Origin of the sequence: Chryseobacterium populi (assembly GCF_000282115.1) — a bacterium.
Classification (GTDB): Bacteria; Bacteroidota; Bacteroidia; order Flavobacteriales; family Weeksellaceae; genus Chryseobacterium; species Chryseobacterium populi.
The window spans coordinates 57975-76698 of sequence record NZ_AKJY01000022.1 but is presented as its reverse complement, the minus strand read 5'-3'; the positions used below and the strand labels follow the sequence as shown (position 1 = coordinate 76698).

The 18724-nt window shown below is 36.5% G+C and carries 20 protein-coding genes; 3 read left to right on the top strand and 17 right to left on the bottom strand.

Annotated elements, in window-relative coordinates; all coding sequences use genetic code 11:
- Positions 1-160: 160 nt before the first annotated feature.
- From PMI13_RS07610 to PMI13_RS07570, 9 genes are all read right to left on the bottom strand, one after another.
- On the bottom strand, positions 161-655 hold the full coding sequence (locus PMI13_RS07610; protein WP_007842387.1) for a hypothetical protein: 495 nt from the start codon (positions 653-655) through the stop codon (positions 161-163).
- Between the two features lie 223 nt (positions 656-878).
- On the bottom strand, positions 879-1811 hold the full coding sequence (locus tag PMI13_RS07605) for an alpha/beta fold hydrolase (protein WP_007842385.1): 933 nt from the start codon (positions 1809-1811) through the stop codon (positions 879-881).
- 168 nt (positions 1812-1979) lie between these two features.
- Positions 1980-2945 carry a helix-turn-helix domain-containing protein gene (locus PMI13_RS07600; RefSeq protein WP_007842384.1) on the bottom strand — a complete coding sequence of 322 codons (966 nt, stop codon included), beginning with the start codon at positions 2943-2945 and terminating at the stop codon, positions 1980-1982.
- Positions 2911-3810: an SDR family oxidoreductase gene (locus PMI13_RS07595; protein ID WP_007842383.1), complete on the bottom strand. Its 900-nt coding sequence runs from the start codon at positions 3808-3810 to the stop codon at positions 2911-2913. Before PMI13_RS07595 ends, PMI13_RS07600 begins: the two co-directional genes overlap by 35 nt.
- A gap of 219 nt (positions 3811-4029) precedes the next feature.
- Positions 4030-5100: a tetratricopeptide repeat protein gene (locus PMI13_RS07590; protein ID WP_007842382.1), complete on the bottom strand. Its 1071-nt coding sequence runs from the start codon at positions 5098-5100 to the stop codon at positions 4030-4032.
- A 115-nt stretch (positions 5101-5215) separates the two neighbouring features.
- Positions 5216-5455, bottom strand: a complete 240-nt coding sequence (locus PMI13_RS07585) for a hypothetical protein (protein ID WP_156104472.1) — start codon at positions 5453-5455, stop codon at positions 5216-5218.
- Between the two features lie 190 nt (positions 5456-5645).
- On the bottom strand, positions 5646-6443 hold the full coding sequence (locus tag PMI13_RS07580; RefSeq protein WP_007842380.1) for a helix-turn-helix transcriptional regulator: 798 nt from the start codon (positions 6441-6443) through the stop codon (positions 5646-5648).
- Between the two features lie 27 nt (positions 6444-6470).
- The gene (locus PMI13_RS07575; protein ID WP_007842379.1) at positions 6471-7448 is read right to left on the bottom strand and encodes an SDR family oxidoreductase; all 978 of its coding nucleotides are present in this window, start codon (positions 7446-7448) and stop codon (positions 6471-6473) included.
- 65 nt (positions 7449-7513) lie between these two features.
- Complete coding sequence (locus PMI13_RS07570) at positions 7514-8089, bottom strand: NAD(P)H-dependent oxidoreductase (protein WP_007842371.1); 576 nt, start codon at positions 8087-8089, stop codon at positions 7514-7516.
- Positions 8090-8186: 97 nt separating this feature from the next.
- Between PMI13_RS07570 and PMI13_RS07565 the strand changes: the two genes are divergently transcribed.
- The gene (locus PMI13_RS07565; RefSeq protein ID WP_007842369.1) at positions 8187-8561 is read left to right on the top strand and encodes a winged helix-turn-helix transcriptional regulator; all 375 of its coding nucleotides are present in this window, start codon (positions 8187-8189) and stop codon (positions 8559-8561) included.
- Positions 8562-8715: 154 nt separating this feature from the next.
- On the opposite strand, the gene PMI13_RS07560 is transcribed toward PMI13_RS07565, so the two are convergent.
- From PMI13_RS07560 to PMI13_RS07550, 3 genes are all read right to left on the bottom strand, one after another.
- Positions 8716-9453 (bottom strand): SDR family oxidoreductase, encoded by a 738-nt coding sequence (locus PMI13_RS07560; protein WP_007842368.1) that lies wholly within the window; start codon positions 9451-9453, stop codon positions 8716-8718.
- 66 nt (positions 9454-9519) lie between these two features.
- Entirely contained in the window at positions 9520-10104 is a 585-nt protein-coding gene (locus PMI13_RS07555) for a TetR/AcrR family transcriptional regulator (RefSeq protein ID WP_034670204.1), read from the bottom strand.
- 93 nt (positions 10105-10197) lie between these two features.
- Positions 10198-10734, bottom strand: a complete 537-nt coding sequence (locus PMI13_RS07550; protein WP_007842366.1) for a GNAT family N-acetyltransferase — start codon at positions 10732-10734, stop codon at positions 10198-10200.
- Positions 10735-10879: 145 nt separating this feature from the next.
- Between PMI13_RS07550 and pafA the strand changes: the two genes are divergently transcribed.
- Positions 10880-12526, top strand: a complete 1647-nt coding sequence (gene pafA, locus PMI13_RS07545) for an alkaline phosphatase PafA (RefSeq protein ID WP_007842365.1) — start codon at positions 10880-10882, stop codon at positions 12524-12526.
- A gap of 170 nt (positions 12527-12696) precedes the next feature.
- Here the strand turns inward: pafA and PMI13_RS07540 are convergent, their stop codons facing one another.
- Together PMI13_RS07540 and PMI13_RS07535 are read right to left on the bottom strand one after the other, a co-directional pair.
- A complete protein-coding gene (locus PMI13_RS07540; RefSeq protein WP_007842364.1) occupies positions 12697-13827 on the bottom strand; it encodes a hypothetical protein in 1131 nt (376 codons plus the stop codon).
- Entirely contained in the window at positions 13824-15467 is a 1644-nt protein-coding gene (locus PMI13_RS07535) for a helix-turn-helix transcriptional regulator (protein ID WP_007842363.1), read from the bottom strand. Before PMI13_RS07535 ends, PMI13_RS07540 begins: the two co-directional genes overlap by 4 nt.
- 173 nt (positions 15468-15640) lie before the next feature.
- Between PMI13_RS07535 and PMI13_RS07530 the strand changes: the two genes are divergently transcribed.
- The gene (locus PMI13_RS07530) at positions 15641-16933 is read left to right on the top strand and encodes a T9SS type A sorting domain-containing protein (RefSeq protein WP_238536289.1); all 1293 of its coding nucleotides are present in this window, start codon (positions 15641-15643) and stop codon (positions 16931-16933) included.
- A 90-nt stretch (positions 16934-17023) separates the two neighbouring features.
- Here PMI13_RS07530 and PMI13_RS07525 read toward each other — a convergent pair whose 3' ends face one another.
- From PMI13_RS07525 to nadE, 3 genes are read right to left on the bottom strand one after another with little or no spacing between them, the layout of a single operon-like run.
- Positions 17024-17326, bottom strand: a complete 303-nt coding sequence (locus PMI13_RS07525; protein WP_007842361.1) for a barstar family protein — start codon at positions 17324-17326, stop codon at positions 17024-17026.
- Between the two features lie 49 nt (positions 17327-17375).
- Positions 17376-17882 (bottom strand): ribonuclease domain-containing protein, encoded by a 507-nt coding sequence (locus PMI13_RS07520; protein ID WP_007842360.1) that lies wholly within the window; start codon positions 17880-17882, stop codon positions 17376-17378.
- A 34-nt stretch (positions 17883-17916) separates the two neighbouring features.
- The gene (gene nadE / locus PMI13_RS07515) at positions 17917-18708 is read right to left on the bottom strand and encodes an NAD(+) synthase (RefSeq protein ID WP_007842359.1); all 792 of its coding nucleotides are present in this window, start codon (positions 18706-18708) and stop codon (positions 17917-17919) included.
- Positions 18709-18724: the final 16 nt, after the last annotated feature.

Below are 18724 nucleotides of genomic sequence, written 5' to 3'. Positions count from 1 at the left end.
AAACTACAAATTTTGAGACAGAAAAAAGACTGCCCCTTTTGAGACAGCCTCTTTTTGTTTTACAATTTATCTGTAATTGATTTCATTGCAGGAATACAATAGAGGTAATTTAGTAAAAGTATTGCTTAGAAAATTAAGCCCCTATGGTTCAATACTCTTATTAATTAATGTCAATACTTTGAGCTACACTTTCGAATGAATTTTTTTCATAATAATTCAGTTTACTATAACCGTTAATATTGTTTATAATGTAAGTAGCTTTTATATTTTTTAGATCTTCATCCTCCATGAACATCCCTGTTACGGGATTATCTGGGAATTTTGCACTATCCGGTTTTTTAAAAAATACAAGAATCTGAAAATAGCCAGTACTGTAACTTGGTTTAACTATAGAACAATAATTTTTTAATTCTTCTAAGTTAATGGCTTTATCAACTTCAAAAATTGTCATTTGATTAAAATCTCCGTCGTTTCTCATTTCCTGTTTGCTCTTAATTTTTTTAATTTTTGTATTGTTAGTAACAGCGCCTAATTCGATATTTTTATATTTATGCAGAGAAATAGAATCAATATTTTGAACTATTTGAGGAGAGTCTTTTTTATTACAACTTAAAGAATATACTGTTATGGAAATTAAGAAACAGAATTTTTTCATAATGAGGTTTTTATTTAAATGAGCAGTTCAAAACTAAAAATATTTATCATTAACCATTTACGGGAATCCGTATTGAGACAGTAAAAAATGCGCCTAAAAAGACACATAATATATAATAAATTATTTCACCATTTTCAAAAACTAAATTGATGAAGATGGAAGGAAGTCTTAACAATTGAGAAAGGAAACTTAAAAGATGCAAATTTAGTAAAGGCGTTTTGACTTATTTTGTTTTATCCACAAAGCCCTCAACAGCCCTCACAAACTCCTTGTTCTTTTCATAATATAAAAGATGTCCGCCATCAATAGAGATGATTTTCTGATTAGGGAATTTGAATTTTTTATAATGCGCTGTTCCTACTGCTTTATCCTTTTTTCCGGTAATAATCAGGACCGGAACCTTTATCTTTTCTGTAAGTGAAGTATAATCGGTATAATATTCCGCGAAGTCTTTAGGTTTTGAGATCACTGCCATTCCGAAATCTGTGATCCTGGGATATAAAGAATCGATTTTGTCCATTTCCTTTATGGTTTCAATGTCTTCAGTCAGGAATTTATAGCCGATCCGTTTTGAACGCATGGCCCGGCTTATTCTGGAAAGTTCGGCTGACAGGCTGTCTTTGACAACAGGCTTTGGACTTTGTTTTAACAGAAGATTTCCGTATTCGATTTGCTCTTTTAAGGAATCATCGTTCAGAAAATGTAAGGTAACATTAGCGAGGATTATTCCTTTTACATGTTGCGGATATTTTTTTGCATAATTAATGGCGATAATCCCCCCGAAAGAATGAGCTATTAAAAAAACTTTATCGAGTTTAAGATACTGTCTCAATTCCTCAATATCCTGTACCATTGAATCGAGATGGTAGTTTTCTGATTTTCCGGATTCACCTGATCCCCGCTGATCCATATAAACCAGGGTCATATTTTTCTCAAGATGGTTTCCGCCCAACAATTCAAAAGAAGAGTATCCCTGACCCGGACCGCCAGGAATATAAATGCAGGCTTCCCCCTTTCCGGAGACTTTATATTTGATATTTACATGATCTGAAGTTTCAAAAAAGCCTTCAGATCCCGGTAATTGAGGAGAAGTCTGAGCATAGAAATAATTCAGAAACAGGATGGTCAAAAGAAGAAATAATCGGATCGCTTTCATTGTTTATGGTCTGTCTTAATATAATAACAGCTGAAGTGATATTTTTATTACTTACTTTTGATATTGAGTCATTAAAAGTGACTTATGTGCTTTAGCATACGGTTTCGGATTTGCGGAGAGCGGAGCTCTCCGCAAATCCGAAACCGCAAAATTATATTGGATGGAAACTCAATTAAATGACTGCCTGAATTCCAGAGGTGAAAGATTGGTTTTACTTTTAAATAATTTGCTGAAAGACTGTGGATGCTCAAACCCTAATTCATAGGCTATTTCACCCACCGATAGCTGGGTAGTGGATAATTTTTCTTTGGCTTTTTCAATCAGCTTTTCATGAATGTGCTGTTGGGTATTCTGCCCGGTAAGAACCTTTAACAAACCGGTTAAATAGCTGGGCGATACATTGAGCTCATGTGCGATATATTGTACAGTCGGAAGTCCTTTTGTAATCAGGTCTTCATGGTTGAAATAATCGGTTAACAGATTTTCAAGTGAATCCAGTATTTTATGATTGGTGATTTTCCGGGTAATAAACTGGCGCTGGTAAAAACGTTCTGCGTAGTTCAGTAAAGTTTCAATCTGGGAAATGATAATATTCTGACTAAACTGGTCAATATTGGAGTGATATTCCTGCTGAATATTCTGAACAATAGCGTGAATGAGCGTTTCCTCCTTTTCAGAAAGAAATAATGCCTCATTTACAGCATAATCAAAATATGCATACTGTTTGATGGTTTTGGCCAAAGAAGTATTCCATAGAAAATCAGGATGAATCAGTAAAATCCACCCTGAATGTTGTATCGTTGAATCCGGATTCGCTGTAATGCTGAAAACCTGACCGGGAGCCATAAAAAACATTACTCCTTCATCAAAATCATATTTCTGTTGACCATACCTGATCTGTGTATTTGATGTTCTTTTGATGGAAATCGAGTAAAAATCTAATATCCAGCTCAATTCCGTATTCTCAGATAAATTCCTGATGGTACTGTAATCGATCACACTGATCAACGGATGCTCAGGTTTTGAGAGGCCTCTGAATTGATGAAATTCAGTGATTGTCTTTAATCTTACCGGTTGTTTCACATCACAAAAATAAAGATTATTGATGATATACTTTTGCAAATTCTGTTGCAAAATCTTCCAGTTTTACTTTTCCTAAAACAGGTTTGTGCTGATTGTAATCTTCATATAAAATTCCGCCGCGTCTGGCTGCATTCATTTCAACAAAGCCTTTTGCGGTGTCAGGGTTCATTCCTGCTTTCGTCAGATTATCTAACATTTGCTGATCCGGAATTGCCTGCCATTTCAAATCAGTGTTTCCGATAGCTTTTCCTAAAACAGCAGCCACTTCATCAGGTGAAGCTTCATCACTTGCGATATAGCGGATCTCTCTGCCATGAAAAGGTTTTTCGATTTCTTCAGCAATAACGGCAGCAATATCCAATGGAGAGACCCAGGGCTCTTTTTCATTACCGCTGTAGTTTTGTATAATAGCTCTCTGTTCTTCTATCATAGGAATAAAAGCAAACATATTGTAGTAAAAACCTACCGGACGCATAAATTTGATTGAAACATCCGCAGGAAGCTCGCTTAAAATTTGTTCCACCCGGTAATGGGACTCTAAAATTCCGTTTCCATTGCTCATGTGGGCTCCGATGCTGCTGAGGTGAACGATTTTCTTTACCCCTGATCTTTCAAATGCTTTTTTGTAATTTCTGCCGATCTGGGTAGTTGCTGCAATAAAATCAAGGCTGTGATCAAAAAAGCTGCCTGCATTCAATGCTTCCATGGCATATACTATATCAGCACCTTTGAATGTTTCGGTCAGGAAGTCTATATCTTCCATAGTGCCGATGGCTGCGGCAGCTCCTAATGCCTCAATTTCCTTTTGCCTTTCCGGCTTACTGCTGATAACGGTTACTGAATGTCCATTGTGTATTAATTCTTCGGCGAGTGGCTTGCTGATATTTCCTAGCGAACCTGTTACTATAATTTTCATTGTATTGATTTATAGATACAAAATTCGGAAATACCCGGAACTCTGATGTAGCCGGATCTACTTTTCTTGTAGCCGGATCTGAAGTGATAAAATGAGATAAGTGCTTCCTAGAATGTGTTATATTTATTTAGAAGCATGAAAAAATTAAGTTGAATATTAACGGAATTTAATAATTAAAAAACTTATTCAATTAAAGAATGTTTTTATTGGAATTGATAATTATTTTATTTGATCTGAAATAAAAACATTTTTATTATCAATTTTAAGAATGTTTTCTTTAGACGTATACCAATCTACAAACTTTTTATAATCATTTTCATTTGTTTTTAGCCAAGTATTAAAAGCTTCTTTATCACCCATTTGGAAAATATAATGATTATATGCGTCAAAAATTTTATTGTCTTCCATTATTTTTTGATAGTTCAATAAAACATTAGGATAATTTTTATAGTCTTCTTTAAAATATTCCTTTAAAAAACGACTTCGAACGGCAGATAAATTATTTAAATTAAATTTATTATATTCTATTATCGACATAATGAAGTTTTTTCCAAAAATCATACAAAATGGATATTTCTTACTTTTTTCATATTTTTGTGTGTCTATAATGACTTTACAAAAATTTAGCTCTTTTTTTTCTTTGCTTTCCAGAACAATAGATTTTTTGTAGGTTTCATACAACAAATTACTTATTTCTTTAGTTCGTTCCGTCGTCCTTTCAAGATTTACAAATATTTCACCATATATTAAGCCGGATAGTTTATCTTTTGAATTCAGATATATTTTTGAAACGCGATAATAATTTGAAGGATAAGTGGATGCTACCTGAATACCTTTTTCATACATTTCTATAGCAGTCTTATATTGTTTATTTGATTCATATATTACTCCTTTTTCAAGGTAAAGCCTGCCGGAATTTGGAAATTTTTGTAATCCTTTATTATAAACTTCTAATGCTTTTTCAGAATTACCCGAATAGTCATAGTTGTTTCCAAGAAGTTGAAAATAATCATCCTCAATATTTTCGTAATCCTTAATTTTTTCTAATTGTGAAATTGCGGCATTATAATCTTCCTTGTATGTATAAGATAATGCAATTTCGTAAGGATAAGAATAATCTTTAGAATCTAGTTTTTCACATTCTTTAAGCATTAAAATTCCTTCATCATATTTTTGTTCGTCCACCAATTTTAAAGCATTTTGAAACTGATTGCATTTGAAAGTTCTTTGTTGTGCATTTATAGACTGGGATGCAAATAAAAGGATTAAAAAAAGAGGTATGGTCTTCATTAAAAGTTTTTAAATGTTATTTTCAAATATGCGTATTTTCTATAAAACTTACTAATCTTTATCGATAAAAAAGAGCGGATAAAACCGCCCCCAATTATCTAACAAATATATGGTCTTAAAAATAAACACACCCACAGCCCGTTTCCCAGGATTCACAAAGATGTTTAGGTTCTGTGCAGCCACCACCACCGCCGGGAGAACCTGTAAAATATTTATAACAGGTATCACCACTGCAATAGCTTGCATAGCCGGGGCCGGGAGAAGGGCACGAACCGTCAAGACAAAATGCATACGCAGTATCCCCACCACCGATCAGTTCTAAATCTCTTCTCATTAATTTCTTTAAATTTTTCATAATGATTAATGTTTTTAATTAGTTGATCCTAATATACGAATTTTTTAATTCACTTTGAGGTGGATTAGCGTTTGGAAAACCAAAGGGTAAAAAGAAAGAAAGCTTTGGATTTTACTTATATATCTCCTGTCGGTGCCTTCCATAGGCTTTATGATTGAACAGTTCAACAGTTTTGCAATTCTGCATAAGATCAGGGCATCGTTTTTTTGTTAAGCTGGGCAGGAGAAAAGCCATACTGTTTTTTAAATACATACGAAAAGTGAGAAAGATCTTCAAAACCGAGATCAACATAAATATCCGTCGGTTTCTTATTTTCCTTATCCAAAAGGAAATAGGCTTCCTGAAGTCGTTTATCCATCAGCCATTTGCCGGGGCTTGTATTGAAAATCGTTTTAAATTCACGCTTAAAAGTGGACAAACTTCTTCCGGTCATAAATGCAAAACGTTCCAGACTGATGTTGAACTTAAAATTATGGTTCATAAAAGATTCCAGATCGATTTTATGCGGTGTGTTGAAGTTGAAAAAAATATTGGCAAGATCAGGGTTGTTTTTCAATAAGATGATGAGAAGTTCTTCCCGTTTGACATCGGAAAAAGCATCATCCAATTGCTCAGTCCCGTTATAGTAAGGTTCCAGAGAATGAATAAAATTCTGGATCAGCTTATCTTCATTGATGAACAGAAAAGAATCTGTATTATCCGTCGGTTCTATGTGATAAGGATGACGTTTAAGGAATTTCCTTAAGAATGCTTCGTCAAAAGTAATAAGCACCTTTTCAAAAAGCCCGTCTTCCTTATGCTTGGTATAGCGTACCAGATGATTTTTTCTTGCAATACAATAATCTCCGGCCTGCATTTTATAATGTTTGTAGCCGTCATAAGAGATCATAGACCCGTTGAGCAGATACAAAAAAAAATGTTCCGGGATAAACTGTTCGGGAGAAATCTCAGGGCCTAAATGGCAGGATTGTATATTGTTAAATTTCAATGGGATGATACTTTTAATCGTACAAATTTATGATTTTGCCATTAAACTGTCTGCACTGGTCAGCAAAGCTTCTTCTCTGCTTCTCGGATTCCAGTGTAATACAGATTTTGCTTTCTCATTTGATATTTCCTTATAATATTCCCTGTCAATCGGGTTTAATTGCTGAATTTTGGCAGCATACTGCGGCCTTTCCTTTCTGAAGAGTTCAGCTACATCATAAAAGCTCATTACTCCGTTTGAAGTTGCAATGAAACGTTCTCCCGGAGCATCCGGATGAAGCATTGCTTTGATATGGATATCCGCAACATCTCTTACATCAACGACACCCATCGTGAAATCCGGACTGTAATTGGTTGTGCCGTTCAGAATTCCTGATACCGCAATGTCCAGTGATGCCGAAGTAATTTCTCCGATGGCCGAGCCAAAAATTCCGACAGGATTAATCACTGAAAGCTCCATCCCATTGCCTTCTTTATCAATAAATTCCCAGGCTGCTTTTTCGGCAACGGTTTTTGATTTGATGTAGGCCGGGAGTTCTGTATTGGGATCCGTCCAGTCATTCTCTGTGAAAACATGATCTTTTATATTGTTGCTGTACCCAACTGCGGCAAATGATGAGGTTAAAACCACTCTTTTCACTTCTGCGTCACGAGAAGCTTTTAACACACGCAGAGCACCGTCTCGGGCCGGGACAATCAGTTCATTCTCATCTTCCGGATCCCGGGCAGGAAAAGGAGAGGCTATATGAAGAACATAATCACACCCCTTCACTGCTTCATCCCAATGGGCATCATCTGTAAGATCGGCCTGATAAAAAGAAAGGTTTGAAGAGTCTGTAATACCACCTTCTTTCAATGCTTTCAGGATGGTATCTTTTTTTGCCAATGAACGAAGTGTTGTTTTCACTTCATAACCCTGTTGTAATAACTGAAGGATCGTATGAACGGCTACAAAGCCTGTACCTCCGGTAACCAATACTGTTTTTTTTGTCTGTAAATTTTCCATGTTTTTTATTAAATTGTACAGGACAAAATTCCAAATTTAAAAGATGGTGGATTGTGTTGTGAAGGTCAAATTTTGTTTGTTGTGGAGGTCAGATCTGATTCCTGCTTTTCAAGTTTCTCAATGAGACTTTTTGCTTGCTTCCTTGCTTTTCTTTTTACATCTTCCTTCGTATAGCCTGCATTCAGTGAAGTCCCATGAAAATAAAAAGGTTCAATGTAATTCATCTGTGCAAAATAAGCGGTTTGTTCCAGGTTTTTACAGAATTCATGTACCCGGAAATGATGCTCACCCAAAGTATGGTATTCGGTTTCCGGTCCGCCAACTGTAAAACTTGGGACGAAATTTTTCCCTTTCAGTTTGTTTCCCTGTGAACCATAGGCAAACTGATATTCAAAAACCACATCGAACCAGTGTTTTAAAATAGCGGGCATGGTATACCAATACAGCGGATATTGAAAAATGATGGTTTCATGTTGTATTAAAGCTTCCTGTTCGGCTTTGGGATCAATTTTAAAATCAGGATAAAGTTTTGATAGATCTCTTATTTCTACTTTAAGGCTGCTGTTTTTTAGTTTTTCAATGATCGCCTTATTGGCTGATGATTGTTCGATATTCGGATGTCCGAGAATAATAAGTGCCATATTTTTTTGATTTATTTATACTATAAAATTTATAGTTGCAAAATTAATTTGAGTGGTTTACATTTGCAATACCTATCCTATCTGATAGGTTGAAAAAATGAAAAAAGAATGCACCGGAAATTATGTCAGAATAGGAGAGAAGCTCTATCCTTGCTCAGTAAGCATGGTCATGGATATGGTTGGCGGAAAATGGAAAACCGTGATTCTTTATCACCTGAAAGAAGGTGAAAAGAGATACAGTGAGCTGAGAAAAGAATTGTTTTCCGTTACGGAAATGACATTGAGCCTGCAGCTGAAACAGCTGGAAAAGGATGGCCTGGTTTCACGAAAAGTTTATGGTGAAAAGCCTCCGGTAAAAGTGGTTTATGCTTTAACCGATTTTGGGAAGACATTTATTCCTGTTCTGGATGCTATTACAAACTGGGGAAATAAAATCGTGGAAGAAAAGGGTGAGTTTGTGGATGAAATCTGATTGTCTCTTGTTTTCATGCTTATTCTAATGATCCCTGCACTGCTTTTCATTACAAAGCGAAGCAATCCACATTTAATGATCTTAACCACTTAATGGCTAAACTTCAGTTTTTTAATGTGCATTCCTTCGCTTTATTTAAAATAACAGAATGTATCTAGCTGTTAAATGCACTGAAAGCAGCTTCTGAATTAGCGAAAAAATTAGTATATACCCATTCAGTATTTCCGACACGGATTTCAAAAATATCTTCCTGAAGGCTTTTTACCAGGCTTTCTGCTACATCAGAAGCCGGGATTCCGTTTTCCCTGCCACCGATTTCTACCGAAAAATCTGTGTTTACTAAAGGTGGCATCAGTTCAAACACCTTTACATGAGTTTCTTTAGCCAGCTCATATCTTAAAAGCCTGGTGTGTGAATGCAATGCAGCCTTGGAATCTGAGTAGGTCGGAATATGGGATCCAGGGACAAAACCTACAATAGATGATACATTCACGATGGCTGCTTCACTTTGCTGCTTTAATAAAGGAAGAAATTTCTCTGTTAAACGGATCGGTGCAAAATAATTGGTGGTAAATTCTGCCAAAGCCTTATTATAAGTGTCTGAAGTATCAGAAAGTGTATAGGTGTAGGCATGGCCTGCGTTGTTGATCAGAATATTCAATCCGCCGAAGTTGATTTTAATTTCTTCAAATAATCTGTTGATATCATTTTCATTCGTAATATCTGCCTGAATGGTGGAAATATTTTCTAAACCTTTTGCAGCGGCATCCAGTTTTTCTTTATTTCTTCCGGCAATAATTACTTTGTTGGCCGGGCTTAATGCTTTTGCGATTTCAAGTCCGATTCCTGATCCTCCTCCTGTAATAAGGATAATGTTGTTGGTAATGTTCATAACGGTTTGTTTTGTATTGCTAAATTTATTATTGTACTGTTTAGTACAAAATTGATTAAAAAATTTTTATTCCAGAATTTTTAAATTCATTTCAATAAGAGAACGAAGGACTTCAGGTGAGTTTTCCATTCGTCTTGTAACGTGAAGGCCGTTCCATAAATTGGTCAGATGCCAGCCGAGAATTTCAGCATCTGTGGTGTTTTTAATTTCTCTGTTGTATTGCGCTTTTCTGATGGCCTTTGCAAAAATATGCTGTAGATTTTTCAACGATTCGGCAGAGACATGTTTTACACTATTATCTTTTTCAGAAAGTTGTACTAGGGCATTCCCAAGATAACATCCGCGTTCTTTATCACAATCATGAGCTTCCGCAAGCCGTAAAAAGAACTGTCTGATAAACTCAATTTCATTATCGGATTTGGAAAGCTGTTCTGAAAAATTTTTATAGAAGTTTTGTGAAAACTGTTCAAGAGAGCGAATATAAAGCTCCTGTTTCCCTCCTTTAAAAGCGAGATAGAAACTTCCTTTTCCAATACCCATAGCGTTCAGCAGTTCGTCTGCCGAAGCAGTGTCATAGCCTTTATTCTTGAAAATCTGAGTTGCTTTTTCAATCGCTTGCTGTTCGTCAAATATTTTAGGCCTTCCTGCCATGACTTTTGATTTTGATGGAACAAAGGTATATAATTGTACTGTATGGTACAAAATTAAATTTAAAATATCTTTAATTGATTTTGTCAATACATCTTAAATTTCAAAGCTCATGTATAAGGCTGTTTCTACGGAATCATCATACAGTTTGGTATTGATTCCGGTAATATTGAAACCTGCACTCTGGTAAAACCTGATCGCAGGATAATTGGTGTTCTGGGTTTCCAGCTCAACGAGCCTGCATCCGAGATCTCTTGCTTCACGGCTGATACTTTTGATTAAAAGTTTTCCGATATTCTGTCCTCTGAATTCTTCACTGATCAGCATGTTTTCAATGAAAAGACTGTTGTTCCATTCCCTGAAATCACAGATAATCCAGCCTATTAATTCACCATTGTCAAATGCTCCGAAAGAATGTCCTTGTTCAATGATTTCATTAAGTTCTGTAATGTCATCAGAATTGGTTTCCCAGTTTTTTGTGTACTTTTGGTTTTTCTCTCTTAATTTAAATTCAAAAGAGTCAGCTGTTTCAATAGCAGAAACAACAAATATTTTATCTGTTTCATACCCGTTGAATCCCCAGTTGAGTGTTGGATTACCGGTAAGTTTCTCCAGTTTTATGATCTCGGCCATTATTTACAAATTAGACTGATACATATAGATTATTTCTGTAGTTTTTTCCAAAGAATGTAAAATATGAATCAATCTCAAATTTAAATAAAATTTCACATTCCAAAACTTCCAAAACATGTAAATTTGTGCAATAAAAATTTACCAGATGCTTAGGAAAATTTCAATTGCGGCGCTTACTTTTTTGTCCGTAGTTACAATCGATGCTCAGAAGAATAAAAATTCTCAATTAGAGAGACCCAAATTAGTGGTAGGCCTGGTGGTAGACCAGATGCGTTGGGATTATCTGTACCGTTTTTACAGTAAATATGGAAATGACGGTTTCAAAAGGTTATTAAACACAGGTTACTCACTCAATAATGTACATATCAATTATGTTCCTACGGTTACCGCTTTGGGACATACCTGTATTTATACAGGGTCGGTTCCGGCCATTCACGGGATTGCAGGAAATGACTGGACAGATAAGGAAACAGGAAAAAATGTGTATTGTACTACTGATGAAAGTGTTCAGCCTGTAGGTACAACCAACACAAAAATCGGAAGCCATTCTCCGAAAAATCTCTGGTCTACAACAGTCACAGATGAATTGAGATTAGCAACGAATTTCCAGTCAAAAGTAATCGGGGTTTCTTTAAAAGACCGTGCTTCGATTCTTCCGGCGGGACATACTCCAAACGGGGCTTTCTGGTTTGATGATTCTAACGGGAATTTTGTGACAAGTACCTGGTATATGAATGATTTGCCTCAATGGGTGAAATCTTTCAATGCCCAGAAGCTACCGGAAAAACTGGTTGCCAATGGATGGAATACTTTATTACCGGTTAACCAGTACACGGAAAGTTCGCCGGATAATTCTTCATGGGAAGGACTTCTGGGAAGCTCAAAAACACCTACTTTCCCTTACAGTAACCTGGCAAAAGATTATCAGGAGAAAAAAGATAATATCCGTTATACTCCTTTTGGAAATACTTTAACGCTGAAACTGGCTGAAGCTTCCGTAGAAGGAGAAAAGCTGGGTAGTGACCATATCACCGACTTCCTTGCAATCAATCTTGCATCAACAGATTATGCCGGGCACAAATTCGGTCCGAATTCTATTGAAGTGGAAGATGTATATTTAAGGCTGGACCAGGATCTTGCTGAATTTTTCAGCTACCTTGATTCTAAAGTCGGAAAAGGGGAATATACTGTTTTCCTTTCTGCTGACCATGGTGGAGCACATTCTGTAGGATTTTTACAGGAACATAAAATTACCACAGGCTTCTTTGGTGAAGGAATGGAAAAAGATATCAACCAGAAGCTGAAAGATAAATTTGGAGTGGATAAACTGATTAATGCAGTAGATAATTATCAGATCTATTTTGACAGAAAGTTACTGAAAGATAACAAGATCGAATTGGATGATGTAAGAGACTTTACCATCCGGGAACTTGAAAAGGATCCGACGGTTTTATATGCCGTATCTGTAAAAGAAGTTCAGGAAGCAACAATTCCGGAGCCGATCAAACAGAGAATCATCAATGGGATCAACAGACAAAGAAGTGGAGATATCCAATTGATTTCCCATGATTCCATGCTTCCGCCCTATTCAAAAACCGGAACAACGCACAGCGTATGGAATTCTTATGACTCTCACATCCCGTTATTGTTTATGGGTTGGGGAATTCAGCATGGAGAAAGCAATAAAGAATATAATATGACTGATATTGCACCTACAGTTTCTGCATTACTGAAAATTCAGTTTCCAAGTGGGAACATCGGAAACCCGATCACTGAAGCAATAGGAAAATAACCCATCAGCAAAATAAATAAAAAAACATTCCTGGGTAAGGAATGTTTTTTTATTTTCTCTAGATCTTATACGATGAATAATATTAAAAATCATCATATAACGCCTACCGTCACTTTGGAATAAAATGGAGTATATCGAGGAGTATTTTTAAACCTTCTCAACTATTATTCTCAGGATCTGATCAATTGTTGGATATCTTTCCGGTATTTTCCGTTCTTCTTTCTGATTTTCAAAATAAAATATGACAGAGTCATCATAATTACCATACCCGTTGTGATCATTAAAGTTGTAATAGAATTGTAATAGGTAGTAAGTTCCCGGGCTTTCTTTAATGTTTCTTTATTGTAGTTGTTGATGGAATGATTGATGGAATTCAATTCGCTCTGTTCCCGCTTGAAACGCATTTCAAAATACTTTTTATTGTAATCCTGATACAGCCTGGAATTGCCCATAGCGAGATAATTATCAGCCATTTCTTTATAAATTCCTTCGTTGAGGATAATGTCACCCGTATTTTTACAAAGATTTTCGGCCCTGAGCAGGAGGCTTAATGCTGTCTGATTTTCATGCTTCAGTTTATACATTTCTGCCATTCCCTTTAAAGCAAATGCTTCGAGGCTTTTAGCGCTTACTTTCTGGGCATAATCAATGGATTGGGTAAATGCCTGCTGTGTTTTTTCCATTTGATTGAGATTAAGGTAGCAATAGCCAATATTATAATAAACTACACTCATATTGGCATAAGTAGCCTTCTTTTTCTTTACTTTTCCGAAATTCTGAACCGATAGTAAAAATTTTTCAAGGGCAATTTCTGAATTCGACTGGCCTTTATAGATCATTCCGCGGATGGCGTAGCTTCGGGCTGTTTCCATATATCTTTCGGGAGCATTTTCCGGAAGTTTTTTAAGGTAAATATCGGCTTCATTAAGAGTTTCCAGGCTTTTGCTGAAAAGCTCCATTTGCTGATACTGAATGGCAACGGAGATCAGAACATTGGTCTGTGTTTTTATATCATTGGTTTTCTGTACCAGTTCTTTGGCTTTTAAAATATATTGCAACGACTGGTCAAAATTCCTTTTAGCAATATTGGCCGTAGAGAGTAGCAGATAAATTCCGATAGATTTGTTGAGATCTGTTTCTTTTTTAAGCAGGCTTTTCCCAATGCTTATCGTATGATCCGGATTGTCATAAATTTCCAGACGTGCTTTTTTCATCAGCGAATCATCTGAAATTTTCTGGCCGTTTACTGTTATCTGACAGGTTAAAAATGCCCATATAATAATTTTAGCGACTATTTTCATACTGATTTGTTTTTGCTGATTTCCTGGATATAAGTGTTGGGTGACATTCCTGTTATCGATTTAAAGACCGTGGTAAATGCGCTGTGCGAAGAAAATCCTGAAAACTCAGCAAGATAGCTGACTTTATAATTAAGGTAGGCAGGTTCTGTTTTTAATAAATGGGCAATATGGTTGATCCTTAATTCATTAATGTAACCGTTGAAATTTTTTCCTTTGGTGTTATTGATGACTTCTGAAAGGTATTTTGTATTGACACCCATCTGTGCAGAAAGCATGGAAAGCGACATGCTTTTGTTCAAATACCGGTCAGACTGTTCCCATTCTTCCAGTTTGAGCAGGATCTCATCCTCTTTTTCCTTCGAAATTTTATGAGGCTCTTTGTCAAAATTCCTGTCAGGGGAAGTTTCTTTTTTCTGTAAGGATACAGGGTCAGTCATCTCTCTTTTCCTCTGTTTTTCAAAAAATTCAAACTGTTTTTTTAAATCTTCATTCCTGCTTTTTTCGATCAGGAAATAAATAGCTAATCCTATAATAAGAATGATTATTATTGAGCATAACATCCGGAATCTTTTTGATTGGTTCTGCCTTTGAAATTCAAGGCTGCCGTTCTGGTTGGTTTCTACCAGTTTTACAATATACCGTATTCCTTCTTTTTTATTGGCATCCAGTTTTGATCTTAATTCAGTGTAAATTTTGTTGTACTGATGGTATTGAATATCATCATTCAATGCCAGATAACTTTTCGCCAGAGATTCGTAAATTTTTGTTTTAAGACTGTTATAAGGAAGGTTTTCAATGGATGAAAGAGCTTTTTCCAGGATTTCAATACTGGTTTTGTAATCTTCTTTCTGAAAATAATATCTTGATAAATTTTCGTAAGCAAAAGCAGAAAGAAATGGCTGTTTTGAAAGCTTGTCTAAGGCCAAAATTACATCTTCCAGCATTTTTCTGGCTTCTTCTGCGTGATTTTGTCTCATCAGGTAAGAAGAACGGAAAATCTTATTTTCCAGACCAATGATTTTATTTTCTGCATTATGGTGATCAATAAGCCGGTCACTTTTGTTAAGATTTCTGATGGCAGAATAATAATCTCTTGTAATTCCGGAATTGATCGCCTGAAGCTGGTAGAGTTTGGCAATGGTAATTTTTGATTTCGGATCATCATCCCTATACAGTTTGTTATCGGTTAAAAGAACCGAAATAATATTTTGTGATTGATTGTACAATCCAAGGTTCTGGTACTGGTCGGCAAGATTGAATTCCCCGAACAACTGCATGAAATAAGATAGCTTTTCAGATTCTCCCGGGCTTTCTTTCTGTCCCGATGTATTTAAAGACTGTACATAATCTCCTTTCATCACATAAGCCTGTGAAATGATGTTCTGTAGAATGATTTTATGCTCTGTGTTCTGATCACTGATCAGCAGGCTTTGCGAATAACTGATGCAGTCGTCAGGATTCTGATATAATTTTTCAAAAGCTTTATCTGCAAGAATAGTAAAATCAGGACCGGACTGGCCGTTAATAAAAACAGAACAGATCAATATGAACCCTATTGATAAGAAGCTGCCAAATATTTTTTGATGAAATAATGTATTTTTTCTTTGTTTTTTTTCTACCGTCTTAAAATCTGTCCTCAAAATTGAATTTTTGTAAAATGTTGATTTTTAATTATTTGTTTTTTTAATTCTTTTGAATTTCATGAATTATGTAAGTCAATTTCTTTTGAATAGGTAAATATAATATTAATATTGTTTTCGCCAATTCAAAATACTAAATCCAAAGAAATATGAAAAAGTTTTACAAAATTTCAATGAAAGCGATATACGTTTGTTCTTTGCTGAACTTATCTGTTGTGGCAAATGCTCAGCTGACGGTGATGGGCATTGGAAATTACACGGTGGGTGCTGTCTCTGATAATGGAATTGTGAGTATGCATACAAGTGGTGGTGGAATTTTTAAATGGGATGCCGTAAACGGAATTGTTCAGATAGGAGCACTGACGAATGGCTATCCCGCGGCAGGGAGGACATTGGTTTCTAATGACGGGACAAAGATTGCATCTTCTACAACTAATACCACCACCAATTTCAATGAAATTTCTACCTATGATGTGGCAACTTCTGCCTGGACGACACAAGGCGGCCTTGTTCCTACAGGGTGGGACGGTAGTGTAAGCTCTACCTGGGGAATGACACCTAACGGAAATACAGTCGTAGGATTGGGTTGGCTCACTGCTGCTAACGCCCATGCCGTAAAATGGGATGCCCAAAACGGAGTAGTAGATCTGGGAAGTAGTATTCAGGGGAGAAGTTCAAGAGCGAATGCTGTGAATACAGACGGAACTGTTATCGTTGGCTGGCAGGATCAATCAGACGGAACAAGAAGCGGTGCAAAATGGGTAAACGGAACGGAAAGTTTTATTACCGATAGCAATGGAAATATAGTTGGAGAAGCAGGAGCCGTTTCTGCGGACGGAAACACTATTATCGGATCAAGCATGCCCAACCCGTATGTCTGGAAAAATACGACGGGGCTTACATATATTACACATCCAAATTCCTCAGCCTTCTTCAGAGGCGGAGCAACCGGGGTTTCTGCCGATGGTGGAACGGTAATTGGTTACTTCAGGCCGTTTCCCGGTCCTCCGATGACTGGAGAAGGCTTTATCTGGACTGCCGCAGGCGGGCGGGTGAATTTAAATGATTATGCGACGGGATTAGGAATAAACACTCAGGGAGTAACGATGTCTCTTCCCCTGGCTATTTCTCAGGATGGGAAAAAAATGGCCGGAATAGGGATGAATTCTTCCAATCAGGTTGTTGCATTTTATCTTGATCTCACCCAATATCTCTCTATCCATGAAAACACTAAATATACTGCCTCAATAAGCATTTATCCCAATCCTGTAAAAGATATGATCTACATCAAAGGGACGAAAGCCATTGAGAAAGCTGAAATTTACAATATGGTCGGTCAAAAAGTAATTTCATCTGATGCCGTGAAACAGCAGATCAATGTGTCATCGCTATCAAAAGGAAATTACATATTGCAAGTTTTTGTGAAAGGGGAAATTTCGCAGAATTTTAAATTCATCAAACAGTAAATAAAAAATTGGACACTTTTTAACACTGGCTCTGACCAAAAAACTCGCAGATTTCTGCGAGTTTTTACTTTATAATAAGCTTTTAAATGTTTATTCTTCGGTTCCGTCTTCCTCATCTTCATATTGCTCAAGATAATAGGTAAACGTGAAATCTTCCAATTGCTCTTCTGCATCTTCCAGGGTAGTCAGCAGGTCCTCGAAAATTTCAAGCTGATCTACGGTCATATTTACAAATTCCAGATCTAATGGCATTTCCAGGCTTCCGGTGATCACATCATAAAGCGCATCCAGATTATCCCCGAAGTGTTCCGGAAGGGTAATTTTTTCTTTTAATTGCATATAGAAATCATCATAATCTCCGATTTCTGTAAAATCTATGTATATTGTTTTCATATTGAATTATTTATTTGCCACTTCGTTCCTCGCAATGACATGTGAACACCTACTGTTTTTCAAAACTTTTATAGTGATTCTTAGTAAGGTAAACATCTCCGTTTTTTGTGAAAATAATCCGGTCTGCATTTCTGTTGCCGCAATTGTAGTTGACATCAGCTTCGAAATACTGATCATCTTTCGGCAGTCTGCCTTCCCGGTTGCTGAAATGATCCCCACCGATAGCTTTTCCCGGCAAAACCTCACAAAGATTTCCTTTTGAAGGATTCCAGCCCTGTTTTCTGGCTTCGTTTTTTGTGATATAATAATCCGGAAGCTGGTGATTTTTTTTTACATAGCCGATTACGGTTTTTTCCGCAGTAAGCATATCAATAGACTGCTGATATGAAGGACTATTGCCTGCAGAATCAACAGAAGTGCTGCCATATTCGATTTTAGGTTTATGGGCAGAAGTATCCTTTTTTTCAGAAGTGAAATGATTGTAGAGATTCATCACAAGCATTCCGAAAAGAAGTCCCAAAAGAGCAAAAAATGCAGGTCTCAATTTATTATTCATAATCAGTTGTAACTCATAATTTATTACTCAAAACCTAATCTCTCCATTCTTCAGGAATATCGCAAATCGGAATAGGATTTATTTTATGCTGGGCAGCCTTATTCATCCTGTCGAAAATTAAATAGACCTCTTTATCACGGCCTTCATAATCATCAGCTGTTTTAGTTCCGTATTCTTTCTGAATTTTTTCAAGCTCCGGATAAGTGGCCCCGATCTGGTCTTCATCAGTTCTTTCAGCATCCCAGAGCCCGTCTGTAGGAATAGCCTTCTGAATACTTTCGATAAGGCTTAATTCCTTTGCAAGTTCGTATATTTCTGTTTTATACAGATCGGCAATAGGAGACACATCTACACCTCCGTCACCATATTTGGTGTAAAATCCGATTCCGAAATCTTCTACTTTATTTCCGGTTCCGCACACCAAAAGCCCGTGAAGCTGTCCGAAATAATATAATGTCAGCATTCTGAAGCGTGATCTGGTATTGGCCAGCGCGAGGTTGTTACTCCATCTTCCTTCAACGTGATCATGTACGGTATCTTCAAAAGTTTCGAAAACAGGGGTCAGGTTTACTGTTTTGCCCTCAACATTCGGAAATCTCTTTTTAAGATCTTCGATATGATCCTGGGCACGGTTTACCTGGTCTTCCTTTTGACGAATGGGCATTTCAAGCAGCAAAACTTCAAGCCCGGTCATGGCACAAAGTGTTGAAACAACTCCTGAATCTACTCCTCCTGAAACTCCGATCACATATCCTTTTACATTGGCCTTGATCGCATAATCTTTTAGCCAGCTTACAATATGATCAATTACTTTTTGTGTCTGCATTGTTTATTGTTATTTT